14 protein-coding genes are annotated in these 17,720 nt (G+C 57.1%); 2 read left to right on the top strand and 12 right to left on the bottom strand.

The annotated features are described in order from the left end of the window. The 5 genes from ACR0DG_RS14190 to rpsL all read right to left on the bottom strand — a co-directional run. On the bottom strand, nucleotides 1-103 hold a 103-nt coding region (locus ACR0DG_RS14190; RefSeq protein ID WP_377181647.1), incomplete at its 3' end, for a GTP-binding protein. 60 nt (nucleotides 104-163) lie between these two features. Next, on the bottom strand, nucleotides 164-2,281 hold the full coding sequence (fusA, locus tag ACR0DG_RS14185; RefSeq protein WP_480697899.1) for an elongation factor G: 2,118 nt from the start codon (nucleotides 2,279-2,281) through the stop codon (nucleotides 164-166). A gap of 18 nt (nucleotides 2,282-2,299) precedes the next feature. Then, nucleotides 2,300-2,770: a 30S ribosomal protein S7 gene (rpsG, locus tag ACR0DG_RS14180; protein WP_010441203.1), complete on the bottom strand. Its 471-nt coding sequence runs from the start codon at nucleotides 2,768-2,770 to the stop codon at nucleotides 2,300-2,302. A 15-nt stretch (nucleotides 2,771-2,785) separates the two neighbouring features. Further along, entirely contained in the window at nucleotides 2,786-3,154 is a 369-nt protein-coding gene (locus tag ACR0DG_RS14175) for a DUF4189 domain-containing protein (protein WP_480697900.1), read from the bottom strand. A gap of 12 nt (nucleotides 3,155-3,166) precedes the next feature. Further along, nucleotides 3,167-3,538 carry a 30S ribosomal protein S12 gene (gene rpsL / locus ACR0DG_RS14170; RefSeq protein WP_005621086.1) on the bottom strand — a complete coding sequence of 124 codons (372 nt, stop codon included), beginning with the start codon at nucleotides 3,536-3,538 and terminating at the stop codon, nucleotides 3,167-3,169. A 396-nt stretch (nucleotides 3,539-3,934) separates the two neighbouring features. Between rpsL and ACR0DG_RS14165 the strand changes: the two genes are divergently transcribed. Beyond that, a complete protein-coding gene (locus tag ACR0DG_RS14165; protein ID WP_480697901.1) occupies nucleotides 3,935-4,741 on the top strand; it encodes a putative rhamnosyl transferase in 807 nt (268 codons plus the stop codon). Here ACR0DG_RS14165 and ACR0DG_RS14160 read toward each other — a convergent pair. The 7 genes from ACR0DG_RS14160 to ACR0DG_RS14130 form a co-directional block, all read right to left on the bottom strand. Then, complete coding sequence (locus ACR0DG_RS14160) at nucleotides 4,726-5,595, bottom strand: DMT family transporter (protein WP_480697902.1); 870 nt, start codon at nucleotides 5,593-5,595, stop codon at nucleotides 4,726-4,728. The two genes, ACR0DG_RS14165 and ACR0DG_RS14160, sit on opposite strands and share 16 nt — an antisense overlap. Before the next feature lie 78 nt (nucleotides 5,596-5,673). Next, complete coding sequence (locus ACR0DG_RS14155) at nucleotides 5,674-6,168, bottom strand: hypothetical protein (protein ID WP_480697903.1); 495 nt, start codon at nucleotides 6,166-6,168, stop codon at nucleotides 5,674-5,676. A 160-nt stretch (nucleotides 6,169-6,328) separates the two neighbouring features. After that, a complete protein-coding gene (gene rpoC / locus ACR0DG_RS14150) occupies nucleotides 6,329-10,570 on the bottom strand; it encodes a DNA-directed RNA polymerase subunit beta' (protein ID WP_480697904.1) in 4,242 nt (1,413 codons plus the stop codon). 316 nt (nucleotides 10,571-10,886) lie between these two features. After that, nucleotides 10,887-15,023, bottom strand: a complete 4,137-nt coding sequence (gene rpoB / locus ACR0DG_RS14145; protein ID WP_480697905.1) for a DNA-directed RNA polymerase subunit beta — start codon at nucleotides 15,021-15,023, stop codon at nucleotides 10,887-10,889. Between the two features lie 251 nt (nucleotides 15,024-15,274). Further along, on the bottom strand, nucleotides 15,275-15,649 hold the full coding sequence (rplL, locus tag ACR0DG_RS14140) for a 50S ribosomal protein L7/L12 (protein ID WP_480697906.1): 375 nt from the start codon (nucleotides 15,647-15,649) through the stop codon (nucleotides 15,275-15,277). A gap of 79 nt (nucleotides 15,650-15,728) precedes the next feature. Then, nucleotides 15,729-16,247: a 50S ribosomal protein L10 gene (gene rplJ, locus ACR0DG_RS14135; RefSeq protein ID WP_170385948.1), complete on the bottom strand. Its 519-nt coding sequence runs from the start codon at nucleotides 16,245-16,247 to the stop codon at nucleotides 15,729-15,731. Nucleotides 16,248-16,364: 117 nt separating this feature from the next. After that, the gene (locus ACR0DG_RS14130; protein WP_480707190.1) at nucleotides 16,365-16,550 is read right to left on the bottom strand and encodes a hypothetical protein; all 186 of its coding nucleotides are present in this window, start codon (nucleotides 16,548-16,550) and stop codon (nucleotides 16,365-16,367) included. 109 nt (nucleotides 16,551-16,659) lie between these two features. On the opposite strand from ACR0DG_RS14130, the gene ACR0DG_RS14125 reads away from it, so the two are divergent. Further along, nucleotides 16,660-17,634 (top strand): aminoglycoside phosphotransferase family protein, encoded by a 975-nt coding sequence (locus tag ACR0DG_RS14125; RefSeq protein ID WP_480697907.1) that lies wholly within the window; start codon nucleotides 16,660-16,662, stop codon nucleotides 17,632-17,634. Nucleotides 17,635-17,720 lie beyond the last annotated feature (86 nt).

The following is a 17,720-nucleotide window of genomic DNA, read 5'->3' as shown; positions in this document are numbered from 1 at the left end:
ACTTGGTGATCGCTGCGGTCAGCGTCGTTTTACCATGGTCAACGTGGCCAATCGTGCCGATGTTGACGTGCGGTTTTGTACGCTCAAACTTTTCCTTTGCCATGATGGCCTCCTTTTTCGGTAATGAAGGGAGCCCGTGAACCGGACCCCCTCAAATCTTTGGTTATGCGTATTTCGCCTGGATCTCGTCCGAGATGTTCTGCGGAACCGGATCGTAGTGGTCGAACTGCATGGTGAACTGGGCACGGCCCGACGACATCGAACGCAGAGTGTTGATGTAGCCAAACATGTTCGCCAGCGGAACGAACGCATCGATCGCAATCGCGTTGCCGCGCGGTTCCTGACCAGACACCTGGCCACGACGCGAGGTCAGGTCGCCGATGATACCGCCAGTATATTCTTCCGGGGTGATCACTTCGACCTTCATGATCGGTTCCAGCAGTTTCGCGCCAGCTTTGCGCATGCCTTCACGCATACACATACGGGCCGCGATTTCGAACGCCAGAACGCTCGAGTCAACGTCGTGGAACTTACCGTCCAGCAGGGCAACCTTGAAGTCGATCACGGGGAAGCCAGCCAGAGGGCCGCTGTCCATAACCGACTGGATGCCTTTTTCGACACCCGGGATGTATTCCTTCGGAACGGCACCACCAACGATGCGGCTCTCGAACGAGTAACCTTCGCCCGGCTCAGTCGGAGTGATCTCCAGTTTAACCTCACCGAACTGACCCGAACCACCCGACTGTTTCTTGTGGGTGTAGGTGTGTTCGACCGGCATCGAGATGGTTTCGCGATAGGCCACCTGCGGTGCACCAATGTTCGCTTCCACCTTGAACTCGCGCTTCAGACGATCAACCAGGATGTCCAAGTGAAGTTCGCCCATGCCCTTCATGATGGTCTGACCGGATTCCAGATCAGTTTCCACACGGAAAGACGGGTCTTCGGCGGCCAGACGGGCCAGACCCTGGGACATCTTTTCCTGGTCGCCCTTGGTTTTGGGCTCAACCGCAATCTCGATCACCGGATCGGGGAAGGTCATGGTTTCCAGAACCACCGGATCCTTCGCGTCACACAGGGTGTCACCGGTGGTGGTGTCTTTCAGACCCGCCAGCGCGATGATGTCGCCTGCAAACGCTTCTTCGATCTCTTCCCGGTTGTTCGAGTGCATCATCATCATACGACCGATGCGCTCTTTCTTACCTTTGGTCGAGTTCAGGATCGAGTCACCCTTGTTCATGGTGCCCGAATAGATACGGGTGAAGGTCAGCGAGCCAACGAAGGGGTCGTTCATGATTTTGAACGCCAGACCCGAGAACGCCATGTCGTCGTCTGCACGACGTGCGATGTCACGAACTTCTTCTTCGTCGCCGGGTTTGAAGCCCATGTAATCAACAACGTCCAGCGGGCTGGGCAGATAGTCGATCACGGCGTTGAGTAGCGGCTGAACGCCTTTGTTCTTGAACGCCGAACCACCCAGAACCGGAACGAACGCGATGTCCAGGGTACCTTTGCGCAGCAGGGCGCGCAGGGTCGGAACGTCGGGCTCATTGCCTTCCAGGTATTCCATCATCGCGTCGTCGTCCATTTCGACGGCCGCTTCGATCATCTTGCCGCGCCATTCGTCAGCCATGTCTTTCAGGCTGTCGCGGATGGGGGCTTTGATCCAGCTTGCGCCCAGATCTTCGCCCTGCCACAGCCACTCTTCCATGGTGACCAGGTCAATCAGACCTTCCAACTCGGACTCGGCGCCGATCGGGATACCAACCGGAACAGCACGTGCGCCGGTACGGTCTTCGATCATGCGAACGCAATTGAAGAAGTCTGCGCCGATCTTGTCCATCTTGTTGACGAAAACCATACGCGGAACCTTGTAGCGGTCAGCCTGACGCCACACGGTTTCGGTCTGGGGCTCAACACCGGCGTTTGCGTCCAGAACGCAGACGGCACCGTCGAGAACCGCCAGCGAACGTTCGACTTCGATGGTGAAGTCAACGTGGCCGGGGGTGTCGATGATGTTCAGGCGGTGCTTGGGGGTATCGGCGGTCTGACCGTCTTCGGTGCGTTCCCAGAAAGTGGTGGTCGCAGCCGAGGTGATGGTGATGCCGCGTTCCTGCTCCTGCTCCATCCAGTCCATGGTGGCTGCACCATCGTGCACCTCACCGATGTTGTGGGATTTACCAGTGTAGTACAGGATACGCTCCGAGCAGGTGGTCTTACCTGCGTCGATGTGCGCCATGATACCGAAGTTACGGTACAGTTCGAGCGGATATTCGCGTGCCATTTTTGATAAGCCTCTGAATTACCAACGGTAGTGGCTGAAGGCTTTGTTCGCCTCGGCCATCTTGTGGGTGTCTTCGCGCTTCTTCACGGCGGTACCGCGGGACTGTACAGCGTCCAGCAGTTCGCCGGCGAGACGTTCTTCCATGGTGTTTTCGTTGCGGCCACGCGCAGCAGTGATCAGCCAGCGGATGGCCAGTGCTTCGCGGCGCTCAGGGCGCACTTCGACCGGAACCTGATAAGTTGCACCACCAACGCGGCGCGAGCGAACCTCGACCGACGGTTTGATGTTATCAAGTGCTTCGTGGAACACTTCGACAGGAGCGCGCTTTACCTTGTTCTCAACGCGGTCAAACGCGTTGTAAACGATGCGCTCTGCGACCGACTTCTTGCCGTCGATCATCAGGTTGTTCATGAATTTGGTCAGAACCTTGTCGCCAAATTTGGCGTCAGGCAGGACTTCGCGCTTTTCAGCCGCGTGACGTCGGGACATTGTCCGTTTCCCTTTCTATTGGTTGGCACACTTGCTGGTCACTCGCCAGCATTTTGCACCAAATTTCTCTCTACATTCGGCAGATGCGGTTTTCTTGGCTTCCCGGTGCGATGCACCTTCAGCCCAATGGTCCTTGCCCTTGTACCGAAATATAGCAAAGCACTGAGTTGTCTCGACGACGACTTCGCATCCAGCGGCATTGTTCGAATACTGCTTGCAAGTCGTCAAAGCTCTTTCGTTTGCTTCTTCCTGAGTATCTCGCCCCCAAGTATACCCCATGTTGTTCGTATTTTGGTTATACGCCACAGCCGCAAACTCTGCATGAGCCTGAACAGGGAAAACCAAAATCGAAACCACGAAAGCGAATACAGGGAAGCGGGCCATCTGCTTTGTCTCTTACTTGGGACGCTTCGCGCCGTATTTCGAACGACGTTGCTTACGATCTTTGACGCCCTGAGTATCCAGAACACCGCGCAGGATGTGGTAACGCACACCGGGAAGGTCTTTTACACGGCCGCCACGGATCAGAACAACCGAGTGTTCCTGCAGGTTGTGGCTTTCACCGGGGATGTACGAGATGACCTCGAACCCGTTGGTCAGGCGCACCTTGGCAACCTTACGCATAGCCGAGTTCGGCTTTTTCGGTGTGGTGGTATACACGCGGGTGCAGACGCCGCGTTTCTGCGGGCACTGCTCCAGGTGCATGGACTTCGAGCGTTTTACTTTGGGCTGCCGCGGTTTGCGGATCAGCTGTTGAATAGTTGGCATTCCGGTTTCTTCCCCGTTTTGCAACACACATGACATGCACGCGCATTGCGTGCGGTTAAATTCGCTGCACTCATGCGTCCACAAGCGCAAAACCCGCGAGCGTTCCCATTCCGAGGTGAACGTCGCGGTTGGTTATCAGAGGACGCGAACTGCAAAATTGTCCGGGTCTTGACCAGTCCATTACTGAGATCGGTTTTGGGGCGGCCCCCGGTACCGAGATGGGCGCGTATTAAGGGGAGTCGGACCAAGTGTCAACAGTACACCCGAGCTGCTTCGCCACAGGCCGTGTTACGTCGATTTATCCACTGTTGCCAGCACATGCCAGCCCCATGACCCGTTGCGGGTTTCGGGACGCGCGGGCATAGTCGCGGCGACGGTCTGAACCACGGATGAAACATGCAAATCATCGGCCTGTGCCGCTTTTCCTACCCTGCCCATGGCGGCTTTCAGGTCGAACATGAAACGATCGAGGAACGGCGCGCTTACCTGTACAACCCCGCCCGGCTTGAGGAACGGTTCCGCCTGTTCGAAACCACCACCCTGCCGTGTTTGCAAGAGCAGACGGACGAAGACTACCAGTTAAAGATCGTCATCGGGGAATGCCTGCCCAAACCCGCCCTTGATCGGCTTCATGACCTGACCGCGGGAATGAAACAGGTTGAGATAATCGCTCGCCGCCCGATGCGTCACCGCCGGGTGATGAAAGACGTGCTAAACGCCGCACGCGACAATCCCGCTGCACCTTGCATTCAATTCCGTCATGACGACGATGACGCTGTATCCGTGGATTTCATCGAACGTTTGCGCATTGCTGCTGATGAAAATCAAACCTTGCTGCAGAACAACAAGACCGTCGCCATCGACTACAATCAGGGGTTTCTGGCCAGGTTCGGAGCCGATGGCATTCAGGCGGCGCTCGTCTTTCGGTCCCTGCTGGGGATCGGCTTTGCCATGCATGTACGCGGAGGGTGTGAGCTGACGATCATGAACTTCACCCACAATCGCATCGGGAACTTCATGCCTGTGGTCAGCTATCCGGATGCGCCGATGTGGGTGCGGACGCTGAACCAATTCAACGACTCGCCACACGCGCGCAACAGCAGGACCGAACTCTCCCCCCTGACGCCCGAGCTTGAGGGCGAATTCATCGCGCGCTTTGCCATTGAACAGGACGCGGTTCGACGAGTTCACTCCGCCGAGTGAACCTGCCTTTCGCGCAACAGAGTAAACAAGCCGGCGCCAACGACCAGACCCGCACCCAGCAGCGTGATCGAATCCGGCCAATCACCAAACACCAACCAGCCCAGGGCCAGCGCCCAGATCAGGCTTGAATAGCGAAACGGCGCGATGAACCCCACATCGCCTTCGCGCATTACCATGACGCTGCATAAATACCCCACCAGCACGAACACCGCCGCGCAGGCGATCATGGCCCCAGCCGCAGGCGGCACCGGTTGCCAACCCGACACAGACGCGGCGATCCCGGCGGACAGCGTGATGGTCAGCGATGTCGCAAGGGTCACCGCAAGCGAGGGGACATGGACGGACATCCGCCGCGTAATCAGATCGCGGACAGTAACAGACGCCACCGCAATCAGCGCATAAATCGCATAGATATCGAACCCCTCTGGACCCGGGCGCACAATCAGCAACATCCCGATGAAGCCCAGTACAATGGCCAAAACCCGCCGCCATCCGATCCGCTCGCGAAAAAACAGCACCGCCCCCAACGTCACGGTCAGCGGCAAGGCCTGCAATACCGCCGTCACATTTGCCAGAGGCATGTGCAAAAGCGCCGTCAGGAAAAAGAATGTAGCCGACAACTCGGCCACACAACGCGCCGCGATCAGCCATTTGTCATGACGCGGAAAATTCAGATGCAGCGCCCCAAGATACCGCGCCATCAGATAGACAAGAACCGTCGCCACCACCCCCCGCATGGCCACCATCTGAAACAGAGGCATCTGATCACCCGCCAGCTTGATCAGACTGTCATTGATGGTGAAACCCGCCATGCTGCCCATCATCAACAGCGCGCCTTTTACGTTTGGGGTCATTTCCTTTACTCCGTCACATGCTGTGCGCCTTGCGAGCAAGCCCCGCGACGGAAATTCCAATAGCAATGAACGTTCGCGTTACGCTTTACCAAATTCAAAAATGTATCCAAAAATGTTTAAACTGGAAGGGAGAGTTCGCTGTTCTGTAGACTCCACCCATTCTTCGCCGAACAGTATTTCAAACACCTGCGGGTATTCCCATACAAGGTTATGGAACGCGAAAGTGGTTACCAGAACTCCAGCGATAACAACGGTTGAATACTCCCTTTTTCGATCACGCAAGAGAAGGCCAACAAAGAAGATCGCTCCACCTGCAAAACCAAACTCTATCCATTTCTGAATGCTCAGCGAGCCTGCCTCCAGAACTCCGACTGTGTGGTAGACGATGTAACGCATCAGAAACGCAAAAATTACACTCAGGAAAAATACGCCAACAAATGATGCAGGGTATAGAAAACGTGTCCAAATGCTCTCGGGACGCGGCGATGGGACTTTGGGCGCAGTGTATTCCGCGCTTATCTTAATACGAGCAATACGTTCCAGAAACGGCCCCCGATCTACGTTCCTGTTCACGCGTTATGTCCCCTTTCCCTGTTATCCACCACTGTAGCTTCGGGGTCGGAAAAGAAAATAGCCTACTCATCCGCAGACAAACAAAACTGTCAAACTGTTCCATGCAAACAAAAAGGCCCCGCGAAATTGCAGGGCCTTTTCTATCTCTCAGGTTCGAGGATTATTCTCGGCTTTCAGGCGCGTCGATTACGATGTCCAGCTCGTCACCGACCATGTCGTCGTCGATGACCGGAGCGGCCAGGGCAGCGGCCGCTTCAGCCTCTTCCCGGCGGGCTTCGATGACGACGTTGTCGCGCGATTGCGCAACCTGGCGCACGGCCTGAGTTGCTCCACCGGTACCGGCGGGGATCAGGCGGCCGACGATGACGTTCTCTTTCAGGCCAACCAGCTTGTCCTTTTTGCCCTGAACCGAGGCCTCGGTCAGCACGCGGGTGGTTTCCTGGAACGACGCCGCTGAGATGAACGAACGCGTCTGCAGCGAGGCTTTGGTGATCCCCAGAAGGATCGGCTCGCCCTGCGCCGGACGACCGCCGCGGGCGATGGTCTTCTCGTTGGCTGCGTCGAACTCTTGCTTGTCGACATGTTCGCCTTTCAGCAGGGTGGTGTCGCCTGAATCCAGGATCTCCCACTTCTGCAGCATCTGGCGCACGATGACCTCGATGTGCTTGTCGTTGATCTTCACGCCCTGCAGACGATACACGTCCTGCACTTCGTCGATCATGTAATCCGCCAGCGCTTCGACACCCATGATGGACAGGATGTCATGCGGAGCCGGGTTACCGTCCATCAGGTACTCACCCTTCTGGATGAAGTCCCCTTCGGCGACCGGGATGTGCTTGCCCTTGGGTACCATGTACTCGATGGTCTCCATGGACTCGTCCGCCGGTTCGATGCTGATGCGGCGCTTGTTCTTGTAGTCGCGGCCAAAGCGCACGTAACCATCGGCTTCGGCGATGATCGCGTGATCTTTCGGACGACGCGCTTCGAACAGTTCGGCCACACGCGGCAGACCACCGGTGATGTCCTTGGTCTTGGCACCTTCACGCGGGATACGCGCGACAACGTCACCGGCCTCGATCTGCTGGCCATCTTCGACCGACAGGATCGCATCCACCGACATCGGATAGTGAACCGGGTTGCCCGCATCGTTGCGGACCGGCTCGCCATCTTCGCCGACCAGAATAATCTCGGGCTTGAGGTCGCTGCCTTTGGGGGCGGCGCGCCAGTCGATCACGATCTTCTGGGTCATACCAGTTGCTTCGTCGGTCTCGTCGCGGACAGCCAGGCCCGACACAAGGTCAACGTATTTCGCAGTACCGGCTTTCTCGGCGATGATCGGCAGGGTGTAGGGATCCCATTCGAACAGCTTGTCGCCACGGGCAACCTTGGTTCCGTCCTTGACGAACAGTTTCGAGCCGTAGCCCAGCTTGAAGCTGGCACGCTCTTCGCCGTGTTCGTCGTTGATCACCAGCTTCATGTTCCGGCCCATGACCAGGCTTTCGCCTGCCGCATTGACCAGGATCTGCGGGTTCTCGAACGCGACAACACCTTCCTGGTTGGCTTCCTGGAACGACTGCTGACCACCTTGCGCAACACCACCGATGTGGAAGGTCCGCATGGTCAGCTGTGTACCGGGTTCACCGATGGACTGCGCGGCGATGATGCCGACAGCTTCACCTGTGTTCACCATGGTGCCGCGTGCAAGGTCACGACCGTAGCAGGTTGCGCAGACGCCTTCCTCGGACTCACAGGTCAGAGGCGAGCGGATGCGCATCGACGCAACACCGGCCTCGTCGATGGTGTCGGCCATGCGCTCGTCGATCAGCTGACCTGCTGCGACGATCACCTCATCGGTGCCCGGACGCAGGACATCGTCAGCGGCCACACGGCCCAGCACACGTTCGGCCAGCGAGGCGACAACCTCACCGTCGTTCACCGCGGCTTCGGCAGTGATCGCACGCTCGGTGCCACAGTCGATCTCACGAACGATGCAGTCCTGCGCCACGTCCACCAGACGACGGGTCAGGTAACCCGAGTTCGCCGTCTTAAGCGCGGTATCCGACAGACCCTTACGGGCACCGTGGGTCGAGTTGAAGTACTCGAGAACGGTCAGACCTTCTTTAAAGTTCGAGATGATCGGCGTCTCGATGATGTCACCGTTCGGCTTGGCCATCAGGCCGCGCATACCGCCCAGCTGTTTCATCTGAGTGACCGAGCCACGCGCACCCGAGTGAGCCATCATGTAGACCGAGTTCGGTTCCTGCTCAGAACCATCCTCTGCCCGATCCGACGACGAGATCGTCGACATCATGGCTTCGGTGACGCGGTCGTTACACTTCGACCAGGCATCGACAACTTTGTTGTACTTTTCGCCCTGAGTGATCAGGCCGTCCATGTACTGCTGTTCAAAGTCCTTCACCTGACCGCGGGTGTCATCAACGATGCCCCACTTGTCATCGGGAATGACCATGTCGTCCTTACCGAACGAGATGCCCGCCTTGAACGCTTCTTTGAAGCCCATCGACATGATCTGGTCACAGAAGATAACCGACTCTTTCTGACCGCAATAGCGGTAGACAGTGTCGATCACCTGCTGCACTTCTTTCTTCCGCAGCAGACGGTTGACCAGTTCGAACGGCGCTTTGTTGTTCATCGGCAGCAGAGCACCCAGACGCAGACGGCCCGGAGTGGTTTCATAACGCTTCTGAACCTCGTTGCCTTCGCCGTCGATCTGCGTGATCCGCGCGGTGATTTTCGAGTGCAGGTGCACTTCGCCGGAATCCAGCGCGTGCTGAACTTCGTCGATCGAACCGAACACTTTGCCTTCGCCCGGCATGCCTTCGCGTTCCAGGGTCACATAGTACAGACCCAGGATCATATCCTGCGACGGAACGATGATCGGCGCGCCGTTTGCAGGCGACAGAACGTTGTTCGTCGACATCATCAGAACACGGGCTTCCAGCTGGGCCTCAAGGCTCAGCGGGACGTGAACCGCCATCTGGTCCCCGTCGAAGTCGGCGTTAAAGGCCGAACAGACCAGCGGGTGCAGCTGGATGGCTTTACCTTCGATCAGAACCGGCTCGAACGCCTGAATGCCAAGACGGTGCAGCGTGGGCGCACGGTTCAGCATGACAGGGTGTTCGCGGATCACCTCGTCGAGGATATCCCACACTTCGGGACGCTCTTTCTCGACCAGTTTCTTCGCCTGTTTCACGGTCGAAGACAGACCCTTGGCTTCAAGGCGCGAGTAGATGAACGGTTTGAACAGTTCCAGCGCCATCTTCTTGGGCAGACCACACTGGTGCAGCTTGAGTTCCGGACCGGTCACAATGACCGAACGGCCCGAGAAGTCGACCCGCTTACCCAGAAGGTTCTGACGGAAGCGACCCTGCTTGCCTTTCAGCATGTCCGACAGCGATTTCAGCGGACGCTTGTTGGCACCGGTGATCACGCGGCCACGACGGCCGTTGTCGAACAGAGCATCCACGGATTCCTGCAACATCCGCTTTTCGTTGCGGACGATGATGTCAGGCGCGCGCAGTTCGATCAGACGCTTCAGACGGTTGTTCCGGTTGATGACGCGGCGGTACAGATCGTTTAGATCCGAGGTCGCGAAACGGCCACCATCCAGCGGAACCAGCGGACGCAGTTCCGGCGGAATGACCGGGATCACGGTCATGACCATCCACTCGGGCCGGTTGCCCGACTCGAGGAAGGATTCGACGACCTTCAAACGTTTGATGATCTTTTTGGGCTTCAGTTCACCGGTTGCTTCGGCCAGATCAGCGCGCAGCTGCTCGGCTTCGGCTTCCAGATCGATCTGGGCCAGCATCTCACGGATGGCTTCAGCACCGATATTGGCGGTGAACGCGTCCATGCCATAGGCATCCTGCGCATCCATGTACTCTTCTTCGGTCAGCATCTGGCCGTAGGTCAGGTCAGTCAGACCGGGCTCGATGACAACGTAGTTTTCAAAGTACAGAACGCGTTCCAGATCGCGCAGCGTCATGTCCAGCATCAGACCGATGCGGGACGGCAGCGATTTCAGGAACCAGATATGTGCGACGGGCGCGGCCAGTTCGATGTGGCCCATACGCTCGCGGCGGACTTTCTGCAGAGTGACTTCCACACCGCATTTCTCGCAGACAACGCCGCGATACTTCATCCGCTTGTATTTGCCGCACAGACATTCGTAATCTTTGATCGGGCCAAAGATACGCGCGCAGAACAGGCCGTCACGTTCGGGCTTGAACGTCCGGTAGTTGATGGTTTCGGGTTTCTTGATCTCGCCATAGGACCAAGACAGGATCCGCTCGGGCGACGCCAGCGAGACCTTGATCTCGTCGAAAACCTTCGGGGGCGTCAGCGGGTTGAACGGGTTGTTGGTGATTTCCTGGTTCATTTTCAATCCTTTCCAGGCTCTGGGCATTCAAACGTCGACTCGACATTGAGTGCGCCTGAGAAATCCATCTTAAGGTCGACTTGCGCTTGGTTGAGACCCGAACGATCAACGGGTGGCTTCCCACAAACCGCAAGTGCGGAATTGACAGCTTCCAGCTTGTTGCTCGTCAGCGGCGTGTAAACGACGCGATGCTCCAACCCTTCCCTGTGTTCGAATGGATAGCTTTGCTTGCTATCAGCATCATACGAAGACGTAATAGGAAGGGGGTAGAAGCACCCCGACAAAGGTGTCACCGCAGCGAGCAACATTGCTGGCCTCACTCCTCAACCTCCGCATCCAGAAGTTCCATATTCAGGCCGAGGCCACGGACTTCTTTAACCAGAACGTTGAACGATTCCGGTACGCCCGCTTCAAAGTTATCCTCGCCCTTGACGATCGACTCATAGACCTTGGTCCGGCCGGCGACATCATCCGATTTCACCGTCAGCATCTCTTGCAGGGTGTAGGCGGCGCCGTAAGCTTCCAGAGCCCAAACCTCCATCTCACCAAAGCGCTGACCACCGAACTGCGCCTTACCACCCAGCGGCTGCTGGGTCACCAGGCTGTACGGCCCGGTCGAACGCGCGTGGATCTTGTCATCCACAAGGTGGTGCAGTTTCAGCAGGTACTTTATGCCCACGGTCACCGGACGCGCAAATTGCTCACCCGTACGACCGTCGAACAGAACCGACTGACCGCTTTCCGAGAAGCCCGCACGTACCAGCGCGTCGTTGACGTCAGCCTCTTTGGCACCGTCGAAGACCGGGGTTGCGATCGGAACACCGCGGGTCACGTTGCCCGCAGCCTCGATCAGGCCATCCTCGTCCAGACCGGTGATGCCTTCTTCGTAGACATTCTCGCCATAGGCCAGCTTCATCGCTTCGCGCACCGGGGTCAGATCGCCGGACCGGCGGTATTCACCCAGAGCGTCATCGATGTTCAGACCCAGACCGCGTGCGGCCCAACCCATGTGGGTTTCAAGGATCTGACCGACGTTCATACGCGACGGCACACCCAGCGGGTTCAGACAGAAGTCAACCGGAGTACCATCGGCCAGGAACGGCATGTCTTCCATCGGAACAACCTTGGAAATCACACCTTTGTTCCCGTGACGACCGGCCATCTTATCGCCCGGCTGCAGCTTGCGCTTTACGGCGATGAAGACTTTGACCATCTTCATCACACCCGGCGGCAGGTCGTCGCCACGACGAACCTTTTCGACCTTGTCTTCGAAACGGGCATCCAAAGCGCGCTTTTGCACTTCGTACTGCTCGTTCAGAGCTTCGACGATCTGTGCGTCCTGCTCGCCTTCCAGCGCCAGCTGCCACCACTGACCGCGGGTCAGGGTTTCCAGCAGGTCCTCGGTGATAACCGACCCTGCCTTGACGCCTTTCGGGCCTTTGACAGCGGTTTTACCCAGGATCAGGCCTTGCAGACGCGCATAGATGTTGCGGTCCAGGATCGCCAGCTCGTCGTCCCGGTCACGGGCCAGACGTTCGACTTCCTCACGCTCGATCTGCAGCGCACGCTCGTCTTTTTCGACGCCGTGACGGTTGAAGACGCGAACCTCAACGACCGTACCGTAATCACCCGGCTTCACGCGCAGCGAAGTGTCGCGCACGTCAGATGCTTTCTCACCAAAGATGGCGCGCAGCAGCTTTTCTTCCGGGGTCATCGGGCTTTCACCCTTCGGAGTGATCTTGCCGACCAGAATATCGCCCGGCTCAACATCCGCGCCGATGTAAACGATGCCCGCCTCGTCGAGGTTGCGCAGCGCTTCTTCACCCACGTTCGGGATGTCGCGGGTGATCTCTTCCGGACCCAGCTTGGTGTCACGGGCGGCGACTTCAAACTCCTCGATATGGACCGAGGTAAAGACGTCGTCCCGCGCGATACGTTCCGAGATCAGGATCGAGTCTTCGTAGTTGTAACCGTTCCACGGCATGAACGCGACGACCACGTTCTTACCAAGGGCCAGTTCACCCATATCGGTCGACGGACCATCAGCAATAACCTCGCCTTTCTGGACAGTGTCACCCACCTTGATCAGCGGACGCTGGTTGATGCAGGTGTTCTGGTTCGAACGCTGGAATTTGCGCAGACGATAGATGTCAACGCCAGCGTCGCCCAGTTCCAGATCCTCAGTCGCGCGGATAACGATACGCTGGGCATCGACCTGGTCGATGATACCGGCGCGTTTCGCCTGAATCGCAGCGCCCGAGTCAATCGCAACCTTTTCCTCAATGCCGGTACCAACCAGCGGTGCCTCGGCCCGCAGCAGCGGAACCGCCTGACGTTGCATGTTCGAGCCCATCAGAGCGCGGTTGGCGTCGTCATTTTCAAGGAACGGGATCAGCGATGCAGCGACCGACACCAGCTGTTTCGGCGACACGTCGATCAGGTCAACATTCTCGCGCGGGGCAAGGGTGTAGTCACCAGCCTGACGGGTCGACACCAGATCGTTGATGAACTTACCATCAGCATCCAGAGTCGCGTTCGCCTGCGCCACGGTGTGGCGCATCTCCTCGGTCGCGGACATGTAGTGAACCTCATCGGTCACCTCGGCGTCTTTGACGACGCGATAGGGTGTTTCGATGAAGCCATACTTGTTCACGCGGGCGAAGGTGGCCAGCGAGTTGATAAGGCCGATGTTCGGACCTTCGGGCGTTTCAATCGGACACATCCGGCCATAGTGGGTCGGGTGAACGTCGCGCACCTCAAAGCCCGCACGCTCACGTGTCAGACCACCGGGGCCAAGCGCCGAGAGGCGACGTTTGTGGGTGACTTCGGACAGCGGGTTGGTCTGGTCCATGAACTGCGACAGCTGCGAGCTGCCGAAGAATTCGCGGACAGCAGCGGCTGCCGGTTTCGCGTTGATCAGGTCTTGCGGCATGACGGTGTCGATTTCGACCGACGACATACGCTCTTTGATCGCGCGCTCCATGCGCAGCAGGCCAACGCGGTACTGGTTTTCCATCAACTCGCCGACCGAGCGCACACGACGGTTGCCGAGGTGGTCGATATCGTCCACGTCGCCTTTGCCATCACGCAGTTCCACCAGCGCCTTGATGCAGGCCACGATGTCTTCGCGGCGCAGGGTGCGCAGAGTGTCAGGCGCGTCCAGAGCCAGACGCATGTTCATCTTCACCCGGCCAACGGCGGACAGGTCATAGCGTTCGCTGTCGAAGAACAGAGTGTCGAACAGAGCCGAGGCCGCTTCGACGGTGGGCGGCTCACCCGGGCGCATGACGCGGTAGATGTCCATCAGCGCGGTTTCGCGGCTCATGTTCTTGTCCTGAGCCATGGTGTTGCGCATGTAGGGGCCGACATTGACGTTGTCGATGTCCAGAACCGGGATGTCGGTGATGCCCGCATCCATCAGGTCCTTAACGGTGCCACCGATCAGGTCGCCGTCCTTGTCGTATTCCAGGGTCAGCTCATCACCGGCTTCGACATAGATCGCACCGTCTTCTTCGTTGATGATGTCCTTGGCGACATATTTGCCGACGATGTTGTCGAAGGGCACCAGCAGGTCGGTAACAGCACCTTCGTCGATCAGCTTCTTGACCGCGCGTGGGGTGACTTTCTTGCCCGCTTCGGCAATCACTTCACCCGATTTCGCATCGATCAGATCGTATGTCGGACGGGTGCCGCGCACACGCTCGGGGAAGAACGGTGTGACCCAGCCTTTCTTTCCATCCAGCTTGTAGGACACGGTGTTGTAATACGCGTCCATGATCGCTTCCTGATCCAGACCCAGTGCGTACAGCAGGGTGGTCACAGGCAGTTTGCGGCGACGGTCGATACGGGCGAACACGATGTCTTTGGCGTCGAACTCAAAGTCCAGCCAGCTGCCGCGATACGGGATGATGCGGCAGGCAAACAGCAGTTTACCGGACGAGTGGGTCTTGCCCTTGTCGTGGTCAAAGAACACACCGGGCGAGCGGTGCATCTGGGACACGATCACACGCTCGGTACCGTTCACGATGAACGTGCCGTTCGGTGTCATCAGGGGCATATCGCCCATGAACACGTCCTGTTCTTTGATGTCTTTGACCGATTTCGCGCCGGTGTCCTCATCGACATCAAACACGATCAGACGCAGAGTAACCTTCAGCGGCGCGCTGTAGGTCATGTCGCGCTGCATACACTCTTCGACGTCATATTTGGGTTTTTCCAGATCGTATTTCACGAACTCCAGAACGGAGGTTTCGTTGAAATCCTTGATCGGGAAAACCGACTGGAACACACCTTTGATGCCTTCGCCGTCTGTGGGCTGTTCAGCATCGCCGGAGCGCAGGAAAAGATCATAAGAAGATTTCTGGACCTCAATGAGGTTCGGCATTTCCAACACTTCGCGGATTTTGCCGTAATATTTACGAAGACGTTTCTGGCCAAGGAACGTTTGAGCCATGTCAGATGTCACCTTTCGATGTTCTCAGCGGGCAAAGACACCGTCGGGCCCCGGCATCTTGCACAATCGAGACAACACGTCCGGATCAATTCGTGGCCACCGTCCCGAAGGTGGCCTCCCGATCCGAAAACCGTGTCTTAGAAAACGCCCCCCTTGATTGAGGCCCTTTCTAAGACAGGTTCGGCTGGACCCGGATTTCTCCGGACCCAGCCAAATTGTTCGACACATCAGCGATGTGCCTGTAAGCAGGCTTAGGCCAGCTCGACTTCGGCGCCAGCTGCTTCCAGCTTGGCTTTGACTTCTTCGGCTTCTGCCTTGTCAACGCCTTCTTTGATCTTGCCGCCAGCTTCAACCAGCTCTTTGGCTTCTTTCAGGCCCAGACCGGTGATGCCGCGAACTTCTTTGATCACGTTGATTTTCGAAGCGCCGGCGTTCTTCAGAACGACGTCGAATTCGGTTTTTTCTTCCTCAGCTGCGCCACCGGCGTCGCCACCAGCTGCAACCATTACGGCGCCGCCAGCTGCGGGCTCGATGCCGTATTCGTCTTTGAGGATGGTTTTCAGTTCTTGTGCTTCCAGCAGGGTCAGACCCACGATGCTTTCTGCGAGTGCTTTCAGATCAGCCATTTTATCAGCTCTTTCCGTTTACAGTGTGTGTTCCAACGTCAGGGAGTATTCCCTACGCAGATCATTCAGTGCCAACCGCTTACGCAGCTTCCGCCTTCTCTTCGATGGTGGAAAGGATGCTTGCGATGTTGCTTGCAGGTGCGCCAATTGCACCGGCGATGTTCGAAGCAGGCGCGCCGATGCAGCCCACGATCGAAGCAATAAGCTCTTCACGCGACGGCATTTTCGACACGGCTGTAACACCAGCCCGGTCCAGAGCGTTCTCACCCATTGCACCGCCAAGAATTTCGAACTTTTGGTTCTCTTTGGCGAAGTCCTCGGCCACCTTGGCTGCTGCCACGGGGTCTTCGGAATAGGTCAGAACGGTCATACCCGTCAGCAGGTCACCAATGCTTTCACATGGCTTTCCGTCGAGGGCGATTTTGGCAAGCCTGTTCTTGGCAACACGCACGGAGCCACCCGCGTCACGAGCACGTGCGCGAAGGTCCTGCATCTCGGCAACTGTCAGACCGGCGTAGTGAGCAACCACTACGACGCCAGAGCTTTCGAAGATTTGGCCGAGTTCCTCGACCACTTTCTCTTTCTGGGCTCTATCCACAGTTCTCTCCAAGTTTGGGATGTTGGACATCCCGGCTCATATTTGCTGCGGTCGAAACCACAGCGTTCAGGTCCGTTGTTACGGGATTGGCCAAAATGCGCCCGAGGAATGCGACCCTCAGAATTCTTTGGTCTTACCCGTCTCAGGCAGGAGATTAAGGGGCCAGATGGCACCACCCACCGTCTTGGACGAAACGAAATAAAGCGCACGACGAATCGCACGCTTTACTCCGCAAGTCTCTTTAGGGCAGATGGCATAGGTTTCCAAGGGGTAAATCGCACAAATGTCGGGCTTTTCAACCATTGTTCCAAGCGCTGTTTTCAAAGGGCAGCCGCTGTATTGACACACCTTGCCGGCTGGGGTCCTGTCAGCGCGGAACGCTTCCTGTTTAGAAATTGCCGCCAGACCGTAAATGCCAACCCTGTCACCAAAAGAAAACCGTCTGGTTTCGCAGTTCATCAAAGAGTTTGCGCAGCATGGGCCAGCAGGAGAGGTTTCCAGGTATGAGTGTGTCTACCGTTCTCATGATTTTGGCGACACCCGTTTTTTACTACGGCTTACCACAGCAAGTGGCGACTTTGCGCTGAAGATCGACACCACCTCGCCTCAGACTGGTCGGCTTCAAGGTGAATTTGACCTACTGAACCAGCTTGCAACCTATTTTCGAACCTTCAAAGCGTCTGGGGTCGTACAGCCGGTCTACATGTCCACGAACAAAGCGTTTTTCGTGACCGAATATGTCGACCGACCAACGGCTGCCGATGTGATCCACAACAGCGCCGACGATGATCGTGTCGCCCAGATTTACCGGCGCGCCGGGGAATGGCTGAATGATCTGCATCACTATCACCCCATGAAAGTGTATGGTTTTCGACCCAAGTGGATGACCGACAGCATTCTGGAATTGACGCAAACAGTACCTTTGCCCATCCAACAAGAAAGCCGTGCAATGCTGGATGAATTGCAGGCCGATATACCACGCCTGAAAGGCATCCCGGAAACCCAAGTCTTTAGCCACGGGGATTTTCACGCTCAGAACCTGATCGTGGGGCAAGGTCAAATGATCGGTTTGGATTTCACCGAAGCGCGCACCAAGCTGGCCGTGTACGACATTGTGGATTTTCTGAAATCAGACGTGTTCCGGGATGGCGCGTCTGACAGCGTTGATCGCAGCGGAATCCTCAAAACCAACAAGGAGATGTTCTTCCGCCGTTACAGGCATCCTGTGCACATGGGTATTCTGGACTTTTGCATCAGGGGTCGGTTGCTGAAGGACTGGCTGGCACTTTGGCGAATAGACCATGTCTGCAGCCCATACGAGACCGATAAACGCACACGACTGGGCCAAAGATTACGCTCAGCGTTTCAGATTTCCGGACCTGATTAACCGATGATCGCATCCTGACGAAAATGTGTGGTGCACCCTACTGTAAAATGCTGGTGCCGAAGAACTCACATCAGATAACTCTTTAG

Source organism: Ruegeria sp. BG8, from assembly GCF_056538325.1.
The sequence above is the reverse complement of the archived record's forward strand: the minus strand, read 5'-3'. Positions and strand labels throughout refer to the sequence as shown.

Bases quoted from the DNA above. Each gene is read 5' to 3' on its own strand.
- ACR0DG_RS14125 (WP_480697907.1), top strand. From the start codon at position 16,660: ATGCCAACCCTGTCACCAAAAGAAAACCGTCTGGTTTCGCAGTTCATC.
- rplL (WP_480697906.1), bottom strand. From the start codon at position 15,649: ATGGCTGATCTGAAAGCACTCGCAGAAAGCATCGTGGGTCTGACCCTG.
- ACR0DG_RS14130 (WP_480707190.1), bottom strand. From the start codon at position 16,550: ATGGTTGAAAAGCCCGACATTTGTGCGATTTACCCCTTGGAAACCTAT.
- ACR0DG_RS14165 (WP_480697901.1), top strand. From the start codon at position 3,935: ATGCAAATCATCGGCCTGTGCCGCTTTTCCTACCCTGCCCATGGCGGC.
- rpoC (WP_480697904.1), bottom strand. From the start codon at position 10,570: ATGAACCAGGAAATCACCAACAACCCGTTCAACCCGCTGACGCCCCCG.
- rpoB (WP_480697905.1), bottom strand. From the start codon at position 15,023: ATGGCTCAAACGTTCCTTGGCCAGAAACGTCTTCGTAAATATTACGGC.
- rpsG (WP_010441203.1), bottom strand. From the start codon at position 2,770: ATGTCCCGACGTCACGCGGCTGAAAAGCGCGAAGTCCTGCCTGACGCC.
- ACR0DG_RS14160 (WP_480697902.1), bottom strand. From the start codon at position 5,595: ATGACCCCAAACGTAAAAGGCGCGCTGTTGATGATGGGCAGCATGGCG.
- fusA (WP_480697899.1), bottom strand. From the start codon at position 2,281: ATGGCACGCGAATATCCGCTCGAACTGTACCGTAACTTCGGTATCATG.
- ACR0DG_RS14175 (WP_480697900.1), bottom strand. From the start codon at position 3,154: ATGGCCCGCTTCCCTGTATTCGCTTTCGTGGTTTCGATTTTGGTTTTC.
- rpsL (WP_005621086.1), bottom strand. From the start codon at position 3,538: ATGCCAACTATTCAACAGCTGATCCGCAAACCGCGGCAGCCCAAAGTA.